The sequence below is a fragment of the Ktedonobacter sp. SOSP1-52 genome, from assembly GCF_016587395.1.
In genome coordinates, this window is sequence record NZ_BNJH01000003.1 from 1,803,522 (window position 1) to 1,818,237 (window position 14,716).

At 53.7% G+C, this 14,716-nt stretch carries 19 protein-coding genes and 2 pseudogenes; 12 read left to right on the forward strand and 9 right to left on the reverse strand.

The features are described 5' to 3' along the window. Nucleotides 1–120: 120 nt before the first annotated feature. A complete protein-coding gene (locus tag JMJ16_RS33210; protein WP_201388575.1) occupies nucleotides 121–342 on the forward strand; it encodes a transposase in 222 nt (73 codons plus the stop codon). 437 nt (nucleotides 343–779) lie between these two features. Continuing rightward, the gene (locus JMJ16_RS33215; RefSeq protein WP_201388576.1) at nucleotides 780–1,166 is read left to right on the forward strand and encodes a DDE-type integrase/transposase/recombinase; all 387 of its coding nucleotides are present in this window, start codon (nucleotides 780–782) and stop codon (nucleotides 1,164–1,166) included. A 111-nt stretch (nucleotides 1,167–1,277) separates the two neighbouring features. On the opposite strand, the gene JMJ16_RS54785 is transcribed toward JMJ16_RS33215, so the two are convergent. Next, on the reverse strand, nucleotides 1,278–1,754 hold the full coding sequence (locus JMJ16_RS54785; RefSeq protein ID WP_236601782.1) for a transposase: 477 nt from the start codon (nucleotides 1,752–1,754) through the stop codon (nucleotides 1,278–1,280). An 88-nt stretch (nucleotides 1,755–1,842) separates the two neighbouring features. On the opposite strand from JMJ16_RS54785, the gene JMJ16_RS54790 reads away from it, so the two are divergent. After that, a complete protein-coding gene (locus JMJ16_RS54790) occupies nucleotides 1,843–2,190 on the forward strand; it encodes a hypothetical protein (RefSeq protein WP_236601783.1) in 348 nt (115 codons plus the stop codon). Here JMJ16_RS54790 and JMJ16_RS54795 read toward each other — a convergent pair. Beyond that, nucleotides 2,144–2,398 carry an IS110 family transposase gene (locus tag JMJ16_RS54795; RefSeq protein WP_236601851.1) on the reverse strand — a complete coding sequence of 85 codons (255 nt, stop codon included), beginning with the start codon at nucleotides 2,396–2,398 and terminating at the stop codon, nucleotides 2,144–2,146. The genes JMJ16_RS54790 and JMJ16_RS54795 overlap by 47 nt on opposite strands. Here JMJ16_RS54795 and JMJ16_RS54800 point away from each other — a divergent pair. The 7 genes and pseudogenes from JMJ16_RS54800 to JMJ16_RS57410 all read left to right on the forward strand — a co-directional run bounded on the left by JMJ16_RS54800 (nucleotide 2,292) and on the right by JMJ16_RS57410 (nucleotide 7,851). Next, nucleotides 2,292–2,693, forward strand: a complete 402-nt coding sequence (locus tag JMJ16_RS54800) for a hypothetical protein (protein ID WP_236601866.1) — start codon at nucleotides 2,292–2,294, stop codon at nucleotides 2,691–2,693. The two genes, JMJ16_RS54795 and JMJ16_RS54800, sit on opposite strands and share 107 nt — an antisense overlap. Before the next feature lie 137 nt (nucleotides 2,694–2,830). Then, nucleotides 2,831–3,079 (forward strand): annotated as a pseudogene (locus JMJ16_RS33225) (integrase core domain-containing protein); the annotation flags it as partial. A gap of 1,015 nt (nucleotides 3,080–4,094) precedes the next feature. Beyond that, on the forward strand, nucleotides 4,095–4,817 hold the full coding sequence (locus tag JMJ16_RS33230; protein ID WP_201388578.1) for a TetR/AcrR family transcriptional regulator: 723 nt from the start codon (nucleotides 4,095–4,097) through the stop codon (nucleotides 4,815–4,817). Next, complete coding sequence (locus JMJ16_RS33235) at nucleotides 4,814–5,674, forward strand: class I SAM-dependent methyltransferase (protein WP_201388579.1); 861 nt, start codon at nucleotides 4,814–4,816, stop codon at nucleotides 5,672–5,674. Before JMJ16_RS33230 ends, JMJ16_RS33235 begins: the two co-directional genes overlap by 4 nt. Before the next feature lie 341 nt (nucleotides 5,675–6,015). Beyond that, complete coding sequence (locus JMJ16_RS54810; RefSeq protein WP_255553273.1) at nucleotides 6,016–6,381, forward strand: transposase family protein; 366 nt, start codon at nucleotides 6,016–6,018, stop codon at nucleotides 6,379–6,381. A 433-nt stretch (nucleotides 6,382–6,814) separates the two neighbouring features. Then, on the forward strand, nucleotides 6,815–7,756 hold the full coding sequence (locus JMJ16_RS54815) for a hypothetical protein (protein ID WP_236601785.1): 942 nt from the start codon (nucleotides 6,815–6,817) through the stop codon (nucleotides 7,754–7,756). Further along, on the forward strand, nucleotides 7,741–7,851 hold the full coding sequence (locus tag JMJ16_RS57410) for a DUF4158 domain-containing protein (RefSeq protein ID WP_374229134.1): 111 nt from the start codon (nucleotides 7,741–7,743) through the stop codon (nucleotides 7,849–7,851). The genes JMJ16_RS54815 and JMJ16_RS57410 overlap by 16 nt, the downstream gene beginning before the upstream one ends. A 142-nt stretch (nucleotides 7,852–7,993) precedes the next feature. On the opposite strand, the gene JMJ16_RS33255 is transcribed toward JMJ16_RS57410, so the two are convergent. From JMJ16_RS33255 to JMJ16_RS33275, 5 genes are all read right to left on the reverse strand, one after another. Further along, a complete protein-coding gene (locus JMJ16_RS33255) occupies nucleotides 7,994–8,905 on the reverse strand; it encodes a cytochrome P450 (protein WP_236601787.1) in 912 nt (303 codons plus the stop codon). A gap of 239 nt (nucleotides 8,906–9,144) precedes the next feature. Continuing rightward, nucleotides 9,145–9,930: an ABC transporter permease gene (locus JMJ16_RS33260; RefSeq protein ID WP_201388583.1), complete on the reverse strand. Its 786-nt coding sequence runs from the start codon at nucleotides 9,928–9,930 to the stop codon at nucleotides 9,145–9,147. Then, entirely contained in the window at nucleotides 9,931–10,692 is a 762-nt protein-coding gene (locus tag JMJ16_RS33265) for an ABC transporter ATP-binding protein (protein WP_201388585.1), read from the reverse strand. A gap of 10 nt (nucleotides 10,693–10,702) precedes the next feature. Then, nucleotides 10,703–11,566 carry a pentapeptide repeat-containing protein gene (locus JMJ16_RS33270; protein WP_201388587.1) on the reverse strand — a complete coding sequence of 288 codons (864 nt, stop codon included), beginning with the start codon at nucleotides 11,564–11,566 and terminating at the stop codon, nucleotides 10,703–10,705. Nucleotides 11,567–11,581: 15 nt separating this feature from the next. Further along, the gene (locus JMJ16_RS33275) at nucleotides 11,582–11,911 is read right to left on the reverse strand and encodes a PadR family transcriptional regulator (protein ID WP_201388589.1); all 330 of its coding nucleotides are present in this window, start codon (nucleotides 11,909–11,911) and stop codon (nucleotides 11,582–11,584) included. A 136-nt stretch (nucleotides 11,912–12,047) separates the two neighbouring features. On the opposite strand from JMJ16_RS33275, the pseudogene JMJ16_RS56440 reads away from it, so the two are divergent. Further along, a pseudogene (locus JMJ16_RS56440) lies at nucleotides 12,048–12,143 on the forward strand (recombinase family protein); the annotation flags it as partial. 544 nt (nucleotides 12,144–12,687) lie between these two features. Here the strand turns inward: JMJ16_RS56440 and JMJ16_RS33285 are convergent. Together JMJ16_RS33285 and JMJ16_RS33290 are read right to left on the reverse strand one after the other, a co-directional pair. Next, nucleotides 12,688–13,599, reverse strand: a complete 912-nt coding sequence (locus tag JMJ16_RS33285; RefSeq protein ID WP_201388592.1) for a LuxR C-terminal-related transcriptional regulator — start codon at nucleotides 13,597–13,599, stop codon at nucleotides 12,688–12,690. 297 nt (nucleotides 13,600–13,896) lie between these two features. After that, nucleotides 13,897–14,178, reverse strand: a complete 282-nt coding sequence (locus JMJ16_RS33290; RefSeq protein WP_201388594.1) for a hypothetical protein — start codon at nucleotides 14,176–14,178, stop codon at nucleotides 13,897–13,899. A 70-nt stretch (nucleotides 14,179–14,248) separates the two neighbouring features. On the opposite strand from JMJ16_RS33290, the gene JMJ16_RS33295 reads away from it, so the two are divergent. Next, nucleotides 14,249–14,539: a hypothetical protein gene (locus JMJ16_RS33295; protein ID WP_201388596.1), complete on the forward strand. Its 291-nt coding sequence runs from the start codon at nucleotides 14,249–14,251 to the stop codon at nucleotides 14,537–14,539. Nucleotides 14,540–14,716 lie beyond the last annotated feature (177 nt).

Sequence of the window (14,716 nt, forward strand, 5' to 3'; positions counted from 1 at the left end):
CAAGAGCTTTTGCTTTTGCACTTGAACAAAAGAAAAGGAAATACTTGTGAGATTGACCCAATTTGATAGAGTCCCTAAGGTTGAGATATACTCGAACCAGATCAGAAAGGGGTCCATCAAATGGGAAAGGTCCAAAAGGTCTACATCAAAGAATTCAAAGAGGAAGCCGTACGACTTGCGCAAACATCAGGGAAGCCGATTGCACAGATTGCCCGCGAGCTGGGTATCTCAGATTCGGCCATTCATGGATGGCGCAAGGAATTGACGGAGCATGGGAAAGATACATTTCCAGGCAAAGGCACCAAACCGCCTCGAAGAAGAAAATCGCCGCCTCAAACGTGAACTCGAAAGGGTCCAACAGGAGCGCGATATAGTAAAAAAAGCAGTGAGCATCTTTTCACGGGAAGTGAGATGGCGCTACTCGCCAGAGAGGGGCATGAAAATGAGATAGAATAAGGGTGGAGAAGCGTGTGAGATCAGATTTGGTAATGGTGCCCTCAGCCCGAACGGGAATCCAAATGAAGTATCAGTTTATCGAACAAAACAAAACAGGAGTTTCCCGTCGCCGCCATGTGCCGAGTGCTTGAGATCTCGGAAAGTGGCTTTTACGCCTGGCGCAAGCGTCCCACCTGGCAACGCCAGCGAGAAGATGCTCAGCTTACCCAAGAGATTCGGCAGGTCTTTGTCATGCACCGAGGCAGATATGGAATTCCGCGCATCCACGTGGAATTGCGCGTACCAAGGGCGAAGCATCTCCCGCAAACGAGTGGCCCGACTCCATGCATGAGGCAGGAATAAGCGCCAGGCGCAAACGGCGTCGCGTGATCACCACCAGGAGAGATGCTTCTCATCCAGTTGCCCCCAATGTTTTACATCGTGAGTTTACAGCCACAGAGCCGAACACCAAATGGGCGACAGATATCACATATATTCCGACGATGCAAGGCTGGCTCTACCTTGCTGTGATCCTGGACCTGTATTCACGGGCCGTGGTGGGATGGTCCATGTCGAGCTGTTGTGATGAAGAACTGGTAGAAAACGCTTTGAAGATGGCTGTGCTCCGGCGTAGCCCCAAAGCGGGACTGCTGCATCACAGTGATCGAGGCTGCCAATACACTTCACAAGAAGCCATAAGATTTGTCAATCCCCCGGTCAGTTCCCTGTAGGGGAAGCTGAGCTCGGAAAGACACCAAGCCTCCCCTCAGCTGCTCTGTCCAGAGCAGCTAACCTGAGCGTGATCCCAAGCTGGGCGAGGGCTACGAGCTCGTAGCCCTCGCCTAGACTTTGCCAGGATCGTAGTCCTCCCCTGTTTGCATCAAATGAGTTGTCACAGCCACCATTTTGCGCATGACGGCCATGAGCGCGGACATCTTCTTGAGGCCACGCTCGACTAGATGCTGGTAATACGCGCCAAAGGCAGAGCCTTGCAGAGCAATGCTGCGGATGGCGGCGAAGTACAGCATCTGGCGCAGCAATCCACTGCCTCGTTTAGAGAGCTTGGCCTTGCCTTTCCATTTGCCGCTCTCGCGGATCTTGATATCCATGCCAGCGTAGGCGACGGCTTGATCGGTGCAGGCAAAGCGATCCACCTCTCCCAGTTCTGCCCGTAACACCGCGATCGTCTTCGGCCCCAATTCCGGCATTTGTTGCAGCCCCTTGGTGCCTGGATCGGTGGTAATGAGCTCCTCCAGTTCCTTTTCCAGCCTCGTGAGATTGGCCTGCGTATGCTCCAGCTGATCGCAGAGGATGTGCAAACTGCTCGCACGACCCCCTCAATGCGCGGCCACTGCTCACCGACTCTTTCGCCAAGGCCACCAATTTCTGCGCGGTAGGACGCCCAAAATGCGGGGCAGGAACCGTTCGCAACACCCGGTACACTGCAGCTTCTCCTGCCTCGGCCACGGCCTGGGCATGTGGGTAGGCTTTGAGCACCGCCAGGGCTGTCTGTCCACAGGGATCAGCAAATACCTGGGTAAACTCGGGAAACAGCACTACCACCAACGCCTGGATCTGATTCTCGTAGCGGGCGGCCTCTTCGCTCAACTGGGTATGCAAGCGCACGAGTTCCCAGTAGGTGGCGACTTGCTCGCCAGGGATATAGCCCATGCGCGCTTCACCAACTTCCGCAGGGCGCGAGCAATGGTCATTGCATCCAAGCGATCGGTCTTCGCATGTAACCCTCGTTGCTGAGTGATCCGTGATGCGTTTGTCCTGGATGCAACAAGCACATCTGATAACCTCGCTGCTCAAGTTCGTGGTACAGGTTTTCATGATAGCGGGAGGTCGCCTCCATGCCAATCACAATCTGGCTAGGATCGGCATCCAAACGGCTCAGCCTCTCCTCCCATCTGTTCCAGCCCTCCCTCGTATTGGCAAAAGTGGTCGGCTTGACCACGATGCTTTTGTTGGGTCGGGTGATGCACCCCGAACAGGATTGGCTTCCAATGTCAATCCCACAGATGTATTTGATCTCAGCCCTCTCGACTGAGGAGGAAGTTGGGGTCGTCTCCATCGCACACCTAGTTTTCTTGACTTCTCCCTCCCTGGGTCTGCCATCCGGTGCATCCTTTCACCGCGATCAGCAAGCGAGAATCCCGACCCACCAGAGCGAGCGTCAGCTCATCTTGGATAGGCAATCTGACTCTAGCGGCTGCCTTTCACGTCACCGCAGGCTGTTGCAACAAGCCTCATAGACCCTTGAGGCCCTGGCGGACGGGGAGCCGTCTTGTGAAGGAGGTCACTGCTTTTCACAGGCCACTAGCCAATACTGAGGCTCTCCCGCTGCTATTAAATTATTATATGAGCCTATCGTCTGAGGTTAGAGTAATTTGGGATCATTGTAAGCATGTCGCGTCAAGGCAATTGCTGGGATAATGCCGCGATGGAATCCTTCTTCGGTTCTCTCAAAGAGGAATGTATGGGCAGCAGCATCTACTCGTCTCATGAGCAAGCTAGACGCTCGCTCTTTGAGTACCTGGAAGTCTACTATAATCGGCAAAGACGGCATTCGACTCTCGGCTATGTAAGTCCGCTCATGTACGAGCAACTTGGCAATCAGCAAACGTTACATAACGTTTGACGTATTACCATTTATTATGATAGAATAAAATCCTTAATGTTTCTTAACGTAGAAACGTCTTCCATCCTCTCAGCTCTCATCGGTGGAGGCTCTACGAAAACGGGTCAATTCCACCTTTCTCTCCCGCTTCACTGATTGGGGACCAGTCGCTACAGTGGGGAGAGTGCTATCCATCCCTATCGAATGGGAGAGGAATTTCGCCTCTCATCAGAGAAGCAGTTGTCAGTGTTTTTCAAAAAAAACACCGCTACTTGTCCCTCATATGGCATGATTTAGAGCAAAGCGGGTTGCACGCTACAACCCAGTACTTGAACGCGTGTTCCTGTTCCATGCATTACATTATAGGAAATATGGTGTAAAGATGCAAAAATGTGCACCACCCTATCCACCTCACAAAAGGGACGCGCCATTCATCCCCATGTTTCAAAAACAGGGGTCTTCTGGCGCGGTTTGATAAAATGGTGATAAACGTGGGAAAATCCGATCTCTTTCGGAAGACAGGTTCAGTTTTTTCTCTTCCTAAAGAAAAGCTCCTCCTTTAGTGTCACTTACTCATCTTGCAAAAAATGATACTTTGATTTTGGCACGTTTTTTGAGACCGTTCAACAGTTCCTCTCCTCCACAAGCGCCTGGCCTCCCGCCGCACTAGAAAAGCAGAACCATTGGTGTCAGAAAACGGTCCAGCCTGTTGAAAAAGTCCAGATAATCTCATCATTTTACCCTTGGAGCACACAATTCGAGCATAAATGGTAGCGATATCGTAGAATATGCTCATCCATTAGAGGCTTTTTTCAACAAGCTGGGTCGGTTTTAGAACTCATTTAACGGTTGATGGTGATGCACGTCTCATCACCCGCCCAGCATAGGGAGAGGATTGCCTTTGTAGGATGAGGGAATGAAGGAGATGGCCTCTCTATGAAGGATATATCGGAGAAACTGCCAGAAGTCTTGACACCCAACGAAAGCAAGTCTACAATTCGTAACGAATGAACAAATTTTGTGAAAGCGAGAAATCATGGGGATTGATGAGAAAGAACGCGAACGGGCCATCTTCGATGTGACGGCAGAACTGCTGCTTCGGCATGGGTACAATAAAGTGACGATGAGCGATGTAGCGGATGCTGTCGGCTTAAACCGCAGACTGGTTTATCTCTTGTTTCCTTCAAAGGATGCATTGATAAAAGCCCTTCTGCTTCGGGAATTGAACGTCTATGCGGAAGTCTGGAATCGCTATCTCGATAGTGATCCTTTGGGAGGCACGGTCGCCAGCGTCTATCGGGGTCTGCTCGCTGCCCTCAAGCAGTTACCATTGATGACTGCGATGTATACGCGAGATGAGCAGACGTTTGGCAAATATCTCTCCAGACCAGGCAATTTCTTCGCCTCCTGGCCGCCTGATCCTGGTCCGACACAGGAGTATCTCCAGTCCATGCAAGAGATCGGAGTCGTTCGCCAGGACATCAACACGAGAGCCATGGCTTTCATCCTGGATGCGCTGACTCCTTCCATCCTTGCCGCTCTCTCTTCTCACACGAAGGCACCTCTCGATGACTCCAGCAGGTCGAGCCAGCCATCTTTTGATGAGTTAGTGGAAACGGTGGGCGGGATCTGCGATTGCTTGCTCACGCCGAAAGTGGGGGCGAACCTCGAAGCTGGAAAAGTGATGATGCGTCGGAAAATCGAAGAGGTGCAGGCACAGTTTACTGAGGCAGATGATACGGAAAGGAAAAACCAATGACAACTGAGAAGATCCACTTCACAAAAGAAAAAGAAACGATGCTCATGACCTTGAACGGTCGAGCTCTCCAGAGCCAATGGAAGAATCCCATCTTGCGTGATCCCTGGGCAGAAGAAGCGATGCGGCATATCGATTACGACATCAGCAAGAGCTACAGGGGAGTGGGCTCGTGGGGCCTGTGGAACAAGATCGGATGTACCATCATCGCTACGCGCGCCGCGACCTTTGATCTGCTCACGAACCGCTATCTGGCCGATCACCCGGATGCAACCGTGCTGCACGTGGGCTGCGGCATGGACAGCCGTGTGTTCCGAGTTGATCCGCCTGCCAGCGTCCAGTGGTTCGACGTGGATTACCCGGATGTGATCGACCTGCGCCGCCAACTGTTTCCCGAACGGGACGCCTATCACCTGATCGGGGCACCGCTCTCGGATTTGCGCTGGTTGGACGAGGTGCCACGGGACCGGCCCGGACTACTTATTGCCGAGGGGGTACTGCACTACCTGAGCGAAACGGAAGTGAAAGCGCTCCTCAATGCGGTGGTCGCTCACTTCCCCGACGGTCAGATGATCTTCGATATCTGCAATCCGTGGATTGTGAAAAGAGCGGGCTCGAACGTCGGAGGCACGGGTGCAACCTACAAATGGGGCCTTGATGATCCCCAGGACATCAAGCAGCTTGAGCCAAAGCTTGAACTGATCAAGGAATTCAGACCAAGCGAACTGGTCGCGTTTTCCCGATTCCCGCTTTGGGTACGTGCGCTCTTCCGGGCCCAGGAGGTCAACCCCACGCTGCGTAGGATGGAACGTACAATAGTTTACCAATATGAGAACGCAAACTCGGAATCACGATCCTGAGCCGGGTGAAATGAAAAAACGTACGGCAGTGGAAAAATGCAATTGAGCACAATTTGAGAAGAATGGGGAAATGACAAAGGGGGAGGGAAGTGTAGTTTGACTTGATTACTGGCGGATTTCTGCCAAGTAAAGGCTCTTGGACACATTCGGTGTGCCTATCTGTCTAACTCGGCAGAGGAGTGTCCTGTGTGGTAGAATACAAGCAGTAAAATACTTGTGAGTCATCTGGAGGCATTTCCATCGATCTTTCCCCTGTTTTTGCGTTTCCTTCAACACTGGACTTTGATACCATCGATCTGCATGATCAGGCCGTCATCGTTCATCTTCATGCAACTTCTCTGATCGCTCCCTGTCCGCAATGTGGAACGTCTGGATCGCGTGTCCACAGCCACTATCAGCGCACCATTGCCGATGTTGCGTTTAGTGGGCGGCGCCTGATACTCAAGCTGCTCGTGCGCAAGTGGATTTGTCTTGAAGCTTCGTGTTCCCAACGCATCTTTGCTGAACGCTTCCCCGGCCTGGTCCAGCGTTACGCGCGCATGACGGATCGGTTGGGCAAGGTACTCCAGTCGGTCGGAGCAACCACCAATGGAGCCGACTCCGAACGGATCCTGTCGTCGCTTGATATGCCGACGACAGCCAAAACCATCATTCGTCGTGTCTTGCAACTGGTAAATGGCGCGAATGTTCGACGGTTTTTAAGGTGAAACATAGAAATCGGCATGAAACATGGGAATCGCCCACTCAGAGCCTGAGAAAGCCGCTCTACAAGCGGACGTTTGCGCGCCGTTTTTGTAAATGGGAGCAGCAAACGGATCGGTGCATGCGCAAGCTTTTCTTGGCGAACGCGATATAGCGTGGAGTCGTGTGAAACATTCACAGGATATGAGGATGGTAGCTGTATACATTGCGCTTGCTGTTTGGAGCAACCATTTGAAAGAAGCATGTTGAAGAGCAGGTTGCGTTGCGTCCAGCGCATAACTTGCAATGAGGGGAAGACGGCGTGTCTGTTGCCAACAGGTCATTGTGCCCTGTTGGCAGTGATGGTCTCCTGTTTCCTCTCTGAAATATATGCCATATCGTATAGATTTTACGTATGCGGAGGGGGACGTGCTATGCTGATGGTGTGAGGAGGAGCATATGAGGTTAACGTATGAGCAGATGAAGGAACTGGAGCAGCAGAGTGGAAAACGGGTGACAGACCTCATTGCGCTGGCGGCACAAAACGATCCGTTTTATGTTGGCCGACCAGCAGATCTGGCCCTGGCGGAATGGCTTGCTCACGTGTGGCAGCGGTTCGGGTATACTGGTCAGGTGCATATCCGACGTGTGCATTATCAACTCGTGAGCCAAGATCCGCCGATTCAGCTGCCAAATGGCATGCCATATACGAATACAGAAGCGTGTTGGAATAGAGTGTTGCAGGCCTCGAAGCATGCTCGATATCTCGAGTTGGTGGATCCAGCGGTCTTTGTGGACCGCAAGCATCCAGAAACGATGCTCTACTCCGATGAGGAATGGAAAGCAGCAGTCGCTGCGATAGAGGTGGTGGTGCCAGAGGTCGAGGGAGCGCTGCCCGACTTTCCCGATCCTCCACAGTATGGTCCGGTGAAGCTGGCGCGGGCGCAGCGCTACCATCTGGAGGTGGTGTGTGAGAAGTCCACGATGAACAATGTGCTCATTCCTCTTTGCGAACGCTATGGGATGAACCTGCAAACTGGAGCTGGCGAACTTTCGATCACGGCGGCCCTGAACATGGTCAGAAGGATTGAGCAGGTGGGCAAGCCAGCCGGATCTTCTCTATCTTTGACTTCGATCCGGCGGGGCAATCGATGCCGGTTGCGATGGCGCGCGAGCTGGAATATTTTGTGCGTATGCGCCAGGTGGAGCAAGATATCCGGCTTTTCCCGCTCGTGCTTACCGCCGGGCAGGTGCAGGAGTACCGGTTGCTGCGCACACCTATCAAGGAGAGCGAGCGTCGGCGGAGTGAGTTTGAGCACCGGTATGGAGAGGGGGCCACAGAACTTGATGCGCTGGAGGCGATTGCTCCAGGCGCGCTCGCGCGCATTGAGGAGGAGTTAGAATTAGCCAACCGTCGAAGGCGTCCTGCGAACCGCTTTGGATTTGCTCTCCAGCTTGCGCTTCTCCATTTCCCAGGTCGCCCTCTGGCTGAGTAGCGAAGCCACACATCGTCGACAGAACACAACAACGGCAGTCAAACGCATTGGCTGACTCCTCCGATGGCTGTGTAGACGCGTTTGGGAGGGCTCCAATCACAGTTCATCGGAGAGGGGTCTGCTCGCCAGAACTCACGTTCTGTTACTTCTCCCATGTCAAGGGCAACGTCTTCACCCCCAAAACGGACATGCTACTGATCAGAGACAACGGCGCATCGGACACGTGCCAGGAGCCAGGCAGGCGGTCGAGCATCGCGCTCAGCGCAATCTTCGCCTCCAAACGCGCCAGGGGAGCGCCCAGACAGAAATGGATGCCACGCCCGAAGCCTAGGTGCCGATTCGGCTCGCGCTCGATCATGAACTGATTAGCATTGGGGAACTGGGCCTCATCACGATTCGCCGAGGCAATCCAGGCAAAGAGTAACTTGCCAGCTTCTATGCGCTGATCGCCAATCGTCGTCTCGGTCGTGGTCCCGCGTATCGTGAGTTTGAGCGGCGAGTAGTAGCGCAGTGCTTCTTCAAGAGCGCTCGGCACCAGGTCGCGATTGGCACGCAGACGTTCCACCGCTTCAGGATGCTCATCCAGGCATAGGATGGCATTGCCAATCAGATTGGTCGTGGTCTCGTTGCCTGCGACCAGGAGCAGCACACAGAACCCCAACAATTCCTCGTTGCTCAGGCGCTCACCATCCACTTCAGCCAGCAGCAGTGCGCTCACCAGGTCGTTCTGGGGATGGGCACGCCGCTCCTCAAAGATCTGGGTGAAGTAGGCACTCATGCTGTCTGTAGCCTGCATGACCGCCTGCCTGGGCTCTTCCGTCGCTTCCTCGTCTCCCGAGACGAAAGCATCAGACCACTGCTTGAACTCCTCACGCCGCTCTGCGGGAACCTCCAACAACTCCGCAATGACCGTGACAGGCAGCGGATAGGCCAGATTCCTGATCACATCCATCTCACCCACCGCCTGCACCTGGTCGAGCAATCCATTGGTGATCTCCTTGATGCGCGACTCCATGTGAGCCACCATGCGCGGCGTGAAGGCTTGACCAGTCATACGAGGCAGTGAGCTGTTCTCTCTTGGGATGTGTCTGCATCATCCTTCTTCTTTCTCTTTATAGTATTTTCTTCTACTTCATTGGTGGTCCATGCCCCCTACTCGTGTGAGCAGATCTAGCCCTCCAAACGTGGAGCATTCTTTACAGACGACCGTCTGTCCTGTTGGCTTTACGTCATGTGGACATGCTGAAAGGTCCAAGATGGCGTGAGCTTCTTCCTACGGAGACGGCCCGCTTTTTACACGCGCTTTTTATAGGCCCTCATCGCAAAGAGGTAGGCCACCAACAGAATGCCAACGCACCATGCAAGAGCAACCCATATATTGTGAGACACTGGCTGTCCAGACAGTAAGGCACGGATGGTTTCCACGATCGCCGTCACTGGCTGGTTTTCGGCAAAGACCCTGACGACCAGTGGCATCGACTTGGTTGGCACAAACGCCGAACTGATAAAGGGCAGGAAGATAATTGGATACGAAAAGGCGGTTGCCCCGTCTATCGATTTGGCGGTCAGTCCGGGAATCACCGCTACCCAGGTTAATGCCAGCGTAAACAACGCGAGGATGCCGGCGACGGTCAGCCATGACAGGATGCCCGCCGACGAACGAAAGCCCATCAGCAACGCGACGAGGATGATGACCACTACCGAAATCGCGTTGGACACCAGCGAGGTCAGGACGTGTCCCCACAGCAGGGTGGAAGGGGCTATCGGCATGGAGCGAAAGCGCTCAATGATCCCCCGTTGCACATCGGTAAACAAACGGTACGCCGTATAGGATATTCCGCTCGCAATCGCAATCAGTAAGATCCCAGGTAACAAGTAATTGACATAATTATCTGTCCCGGTTTGAATGGCGCCGCCAAACACATACACGAACAGCAACATCATCGCAATAGGCGTGATCAGGACTGTGATGATGGTGTCCATACTGCGAAAAATATGGCGCATAGAACGACCCAGCATCACGCTCATATCGCTGAAAAAGTGTTTCTGTATGGTTTCCTGTTTCTGTATCGTTTCCATTTATTGTTCCTCCTTTTTGCCAATGATGGCAAGAAAGATTTCCTCCAAGGTCGGTTGTTTTTCCACATACTCCACCGAAGCCGCTGGAAACAGCTTTTTGAGCTCCATGAGCGTGCCGCTGGCGAGAATCTTGCCCTCATGGAGAATGGCAATGTGATCAGCAAGCTGTTCCGCCTCATCCAGGTACTGCGTGGTCAAGAAGACGGTGATACCACCATCAGCAAGCTCCTTCACCATTTTCCATACCTCGATGCGTGCCTCGGGGTCAAGCCCGGTGGTCGGCTCGTCAAGGAAAAGGATAGGCGGTGTTCCCACCAGGCTCATGGCGAGGTCAAGCCTGCGGCGCATCCCGCCTGAATAGGTCGACGCCCTGCGGTTTGCGGCATCGGTTAAACCGAAGCGTGTCAGCAACTCGTCGGCCACCTGGCGCGGATGTTTGAGGTGTCGGAGCTTGGCGATCATGATCAGATTTTCTTGCCCGGTCAAAATCTCATCGACGGCGGCAAATTGCCCGGTCAGACTGAGTGATTGCCGCGCGTGGTCTGGCTGTGACGCCACATCAAATCCGTTGACGATGGCCGTTCCCCCGTCCTGTTTGAGCAGCGTGGTGAGGATTTTGACAAGCGTGGTCTTGCCCGCGCCGTTGGAGCCAAGCAGGGCAAAAATGCTGCCCTGCTCCACGCTGAAATTCACGCCTTTTAAAACATCGAGATGCTTGTATGATTTATGCAGGTCTTTTACCTGAATCGAAAAGTTTTGCACAATATTTTCCTTATGAGAGAACAGTCACCTTCGATACATCAGCTCCCAGGCCTTTGAGCGCGGCATACGTTACCTTATCCATCATCGCGCCGTCAAAGTTCATGGATTGAATGGCACGCTTCAAAGACCAGATCCCCACCTGGCGGAAAGACACATTTTTAAGGGTCGCGCCCTGAAACGAAACATCCTTCAGTGCCGGCAGGTCAAACGTGACGCCGAGAAAGGTCTGCCCATCAAGTCGCTGTCCGCTCAGGTCGGAATAGTGGAAGTCCACGCCGAGAAAGCGACAGCGTTCAAAAGTTGTTTTTCGCAGGTCAGTATATTTGAAGTTGACATCAGTCAGCGTGACGCCGATGAATGTTGCTCCGACCAGCCCCGACTTGCTGAAGTTGGTGCGCACCAGGATGGCTTCACGGAAGTTCGCGTTCGCCAGGTCCAGGGTGGAGAAGTCGCAATCGGTCAGATTGGCGCCAGCAAAATTGGCTTCACGGACATCGCTGCCCCGAAATGAGCTCCCGGTGAGGTCTGCGCCCGTAAAGTCAGAGCCGCGCAACGCACTCCCTTTAAAATTTCCTTTCTGCGCGATCACGCCCGCAAAGTCGCTCTGTGGCAGATGGCTCGCACTCAAGTTGATGGACACCTGCCGCTCCAGCGCGTGGGAGAGGTTGGCGACCTCCCGGACGGTTTGCTCAATGTCGCCGATACTCTCAATGGTCATGGTCAAGGCGGTTTCATCATCCTTGCCCTCGGCTTTGAGTTCACGAAACCGCTCCTGCAAATCGGAGAGCAGATCCGCCTTTAATTCGGCGACGCTTTTGACCCCATCGTAGGGAGCAAACACGCCGTGTACATAGTTGGTCAATTTCTCATTCATACCAACACCTTTCCTTTACAATAAGTTCTCCAGCACGCGCTTCGCGTACTCCCAGTTGCGTTTGTTGCGATCGTACGTCGCTTTCCCTTTTTCAGTAATCCTGAAGTATTTCCTCCTGCCGCCCTGAGATTCATCGCCCCAATACCATTCGATATCACCGTCCACCTCAAGCCGCCGGACGCTGGAGTACATTGTGGCTTCCTTGAGTTCATATTCACCACCAGAACGCTCAGCAATCAGCTTGACAATCTCGTAGCCGTAGCGGTCAGCTTCCGATAAGAGCCGTAAAATCATCGTATCGGTATGTCCGCGCAGCAGGTCGGAGGTCAATTTGTTTTCACTCATCTCATCACCTCATATGCGGATTATACGATATAGTACTATGATTGTCAAGGAACTATTTCAATGGTAATACTTTGTTTGATAAACATGATGTATTCATATCAGGATCAACATGAGATTGGGTTCAGGAGCTTGACAGACCACGACTCCTGGAGGCAAACTGATCTTTCATCTGATGGGAGCGCTGGCAGCATTCGAGCGCGATCTTATTCGAGAGCGGACAAATGCAGGATTATTTGAGGGGTTTTTATGTCGGGACCCCGGCTCAGGCACTCATCGTTCTCCTGAGTACGGCTCATCGCCGAAACGGTCTATCCAGCCTTGACTCATCTGGGTACAAGAGATGTTCCGAGCACACCAGTTGCACCTGCGATAAACATGTTCATCGTATCAGTTTTCATGTTCCTTTTCCCTTTTTTATGATTCATCTCACAGAGGAGGGGTTTCTTCCTCGCTCTCTTGCGGAGAAATGGCATCCCCGATCTCAAGCGAGAGCAAGGTCAAACCCAGGTTATTTATTTTGAGCAGAACCTGATAGAGTGCCGCTTGATCGCGCAACGATCCGCAGAGCGACGTTTTGCCAGAGGCTTATGGGAGCACCTGAAGGTCTTCAAACCATTCTTGCCAGGATGGGCCCAAATGTCCTTTGATACCAATGCGACAATGGATATTCAGCGCCTTCCTCCTTTCGTTGAACATGCCTGGAGTATGAGGCGCCAGAGGGTGAGTTGCCTTCACCTGATCGGATGGTTGTGGGTGGGTGAGGAAAACAGAATGGATTAGAGCAAAGACAAGCGCCGCGCCACCTCACTGGCTTCAACGCGATTGTGGACGTCCAGTTTGCGATAGAGGCTTTGGACGTGGGTTTTCACAGTATTGAGCGAGATCACCAGGGCATCGGCTATCTCTGGGTTGGAACGCCCGGCGACCAGCAGACGGAGAACCCGCTGCTCCTGCTCGCTGAGTGGCCCCAGGAGCAACGTATCCTCCCTGAGAGGCGCGGTCTCTTCTGTGGGCTGAGCGCCTGCTTTCTGAGCAAATGCGCGCAGAAGGGTTCGCGCGTGGGATATCAAAGGCGCCTCGCACAGCTCTGGTAACAGCGTTTTCAGCAAGTGCTCCATCGTTGGGCCTTCATCCAGAAAGAGGCGTTGAATGTTTTCAGGGTGGGCCAGCCTCAACGCCTGAATGAGAGAAGATTTCGCCTGGTTGTATTCCTGGCAGGCAACATGGGCCAGAGCCTCCAGAATCTGGATTTCCAGCACACTACGCCTACGTCTCTGCGCCTGGGCCTTCTCTTTCCAGGGGGCCAGCGCTTTCAACGCGGTTTCCCCTTTCTTTTGCTCAAGGTGCAACCGTGCGAGGAGCAGCGCTTCTTCCTGCTGGAGCATGTGTGGAAGCTCTTCCTCCAGTTCGGATGCCTGGGACTGGTCGGCCTGTTGCTTTTCCTGTGCCATTGTTCGACCGCAGAGAGATCTCCATTGATCAGATGCAGTCGTGCGCGGCGCTCTCAGAGACCAGGGGAAGCGAGTATGCATCTCCCATTCTGAGAGCACATCCTGAGCCTGAGCGATCTCGCCTAACGCATGCATCAGGCGAGCCTGGATAAACGAACCCGATGCCAGAACGTGAACCTCTGTCTCCGGCTTCTCTCTCAGCATCAGCGCCGCAGACAGAGAGCGCATTGCGCTCATAGGAAAGCTCAGCGAGGCTATGATAGGCCCATGAGGTGAAGAAAGGTTCTGAACCTCCTGTTTCCAGGAGCAATTGCTGTCGAGCCATCTCCTGATCTTCCTCAAAGTGAGCAAAGGCTTGATGGGAATAGTGGGAGGCCCTACGCAACTCGCCCTGTTCCAGGCATACCGCACCCAACAGAAGGGACAAGGCGAACGCCGAGGAGAACAAACTGAGGCTTTTCGCTCTCCTATACTCTTCAAGAAAGCACTGGCTGGCCACCTCCATCTCGCCTGCGAGAAAGACTTCTAATCCGCTCATAGAAGGCGGTCAGGATACATAAAACTTCGCTCTGTAAGCAGTGGTCGGGCCTGACGAGCCAATGCCAAGGCGCTGACGAGATCATCCTGAAAAAAGGCCAGTTCGGCGTGCAGTTGCAGTGCTTCCCCCAGTTGCTCCCACTGTTGTGTTGCCTCAAAGCCCTGCTTCGTCCACTGAAGAAGCCGTTCAACCTGTTCCCAGGTGGGAGGCGAGCGCCGATCAGTCGTAAATGTCAACGCGAGAACAGATAGGAGACAGAGGTCTGGTTGGGCTCGCACGATCTCCTCAGGTAGTTGTCTCAGCCAACGAGACAGCGTATGATACGCATTGTGGAAGCACGGCCTGGGGATGCCTGTGCGCCCACGCGGAGAGCAGGGTGGTCTTGCCCCAGCCGGCGGAGGCAGAGAGCAAGGTCAGTGGGTGGGACAGAGCGGTATCCAGGGCCGAGAGGAGACGCTCCCGGACGACGAGGGTGGCAGGCAGACGGGGAGGAGAGAGCCTGGTCACTACCATCATCGCCCCAGGCTCGAGGCCCGTTTGCCCAACGTTGGAAAAGATCTCGTGATTGGCCTGGGCTACCTGCAAGGAGGCAAGAGAGGCAGACGCATGCGGGGGATTCAGGTGAAGGCTCCTGATTGAACGTCTGAAGGTTCTGTGCTGCCTCCTCTAAACGCGCGAAAGTCACGGTCTCACTCCGTCCGAGGTAGCGCTTGCGAGTACTACCTGAGCTTGTGTGGTAGGCATACCAGTAGCCGCTGTCGCGTGCGCGGGACTCTTTAAGCACATTGAGGTGACCAGATTGCCCCTGGAAAGAAA

Excerpts from the sequence above, each read along its gene's own strand:
- JMJ16_RS33270 (WP_201388587.1), bottom strand. The coding sequence starts at position 11,566 with ATGAATGAGAAATTGACCAACTATGTACACGGCGTGTTTGCTCCCTAC.
- JMJ16_RS33255 (WP_236601787.1), bottom strand. The coding sequence starts at position 8,905 with ATGACTGGTCAAGCCTTCACGCCGCGCATGGTGGCTCACATGGAGTCG.
- JMJ16_RS33295 (WP_201388596.1), top strand. The coding sequence starts at position 14,249 with ATGCCTGTGCGCCCACGCGGAGAGCAGGGTGGTCTTGCCCCAGCCGGC.
- JMJ16_RS33260 (WP_201388583.1), bottom strand. The coding sequence starts at position 9,930 with ATGGAAACGATACAGAAACAGGAAACCATACAGAAACACTTTTTCAGC.
- JMJ16_RS54815 (WP_236601785.1), top strand. The coding sequence starts at position 6,815 with ATGAGGTTAACGTATGAGCAGATGAAGGAACTGGAGCAGCAGAGTGGA.
- JMJ16_RS33235 (WP_201388579.1), top strand. The coding sequence starts at position 4,814 with ATGACAACTGAGAAGATCCACTTCACAAAAGAAAAAGAAACGATGCTC.
- JMJ16_RS33275 (WP_201388589.1), bottom strand. The coding sequence starts at position 11,911 with ATGAGTGAAAACAAATTGACCTCCGACCTGCTGCGCGGACATACCGAT.
- JMJ16_RS33215 (WP_201388576.1), top strand. The coding sequence starts at position 780 with ATGCATGAGGCAGGAATAAGCGCCAGGCGCAAACGGCGTCGCGTGATC.
- JMJ16_RS54790 (WP_236601783.1), top strand. The coding sequence starts at position 1,843 with ATGCGGGGCAGGAACCGTTCGCAACACCCGGTACACTGCAGCTTCTCC.
- JMJ16_RS54800 (WP_236601866.1), top strand. The coding sequence starts at position 2,292 with ATGCCAATCACAATCTGGCTAGGATCGGCATCCAAACGGCTCAGCCTC.
- JMJ16_RS33230 (WP_201388578.1), top strand. The coding sequence starts at position 4,095 with ATGGGGATTGATGAGAAAGAACGCGAACGGGCCATCTTCGATGTGACG.
- JMJ16_RS33285 (WP_201388592.1), bottom strand. The coding sequence starts at position 13,599 with ATGAGCGCAATGCGCTCTCTGTCTGCGGCGCTGATGCTGAGAGAGAAG.
- JMJ16_RS33210 (WP_201388575.1), top strand. The coding sequence starts at position 121 with ATGGGAAAGGTCCAAAAGGTCTACATCAAAGAATTCAAAGAGGAAGCC.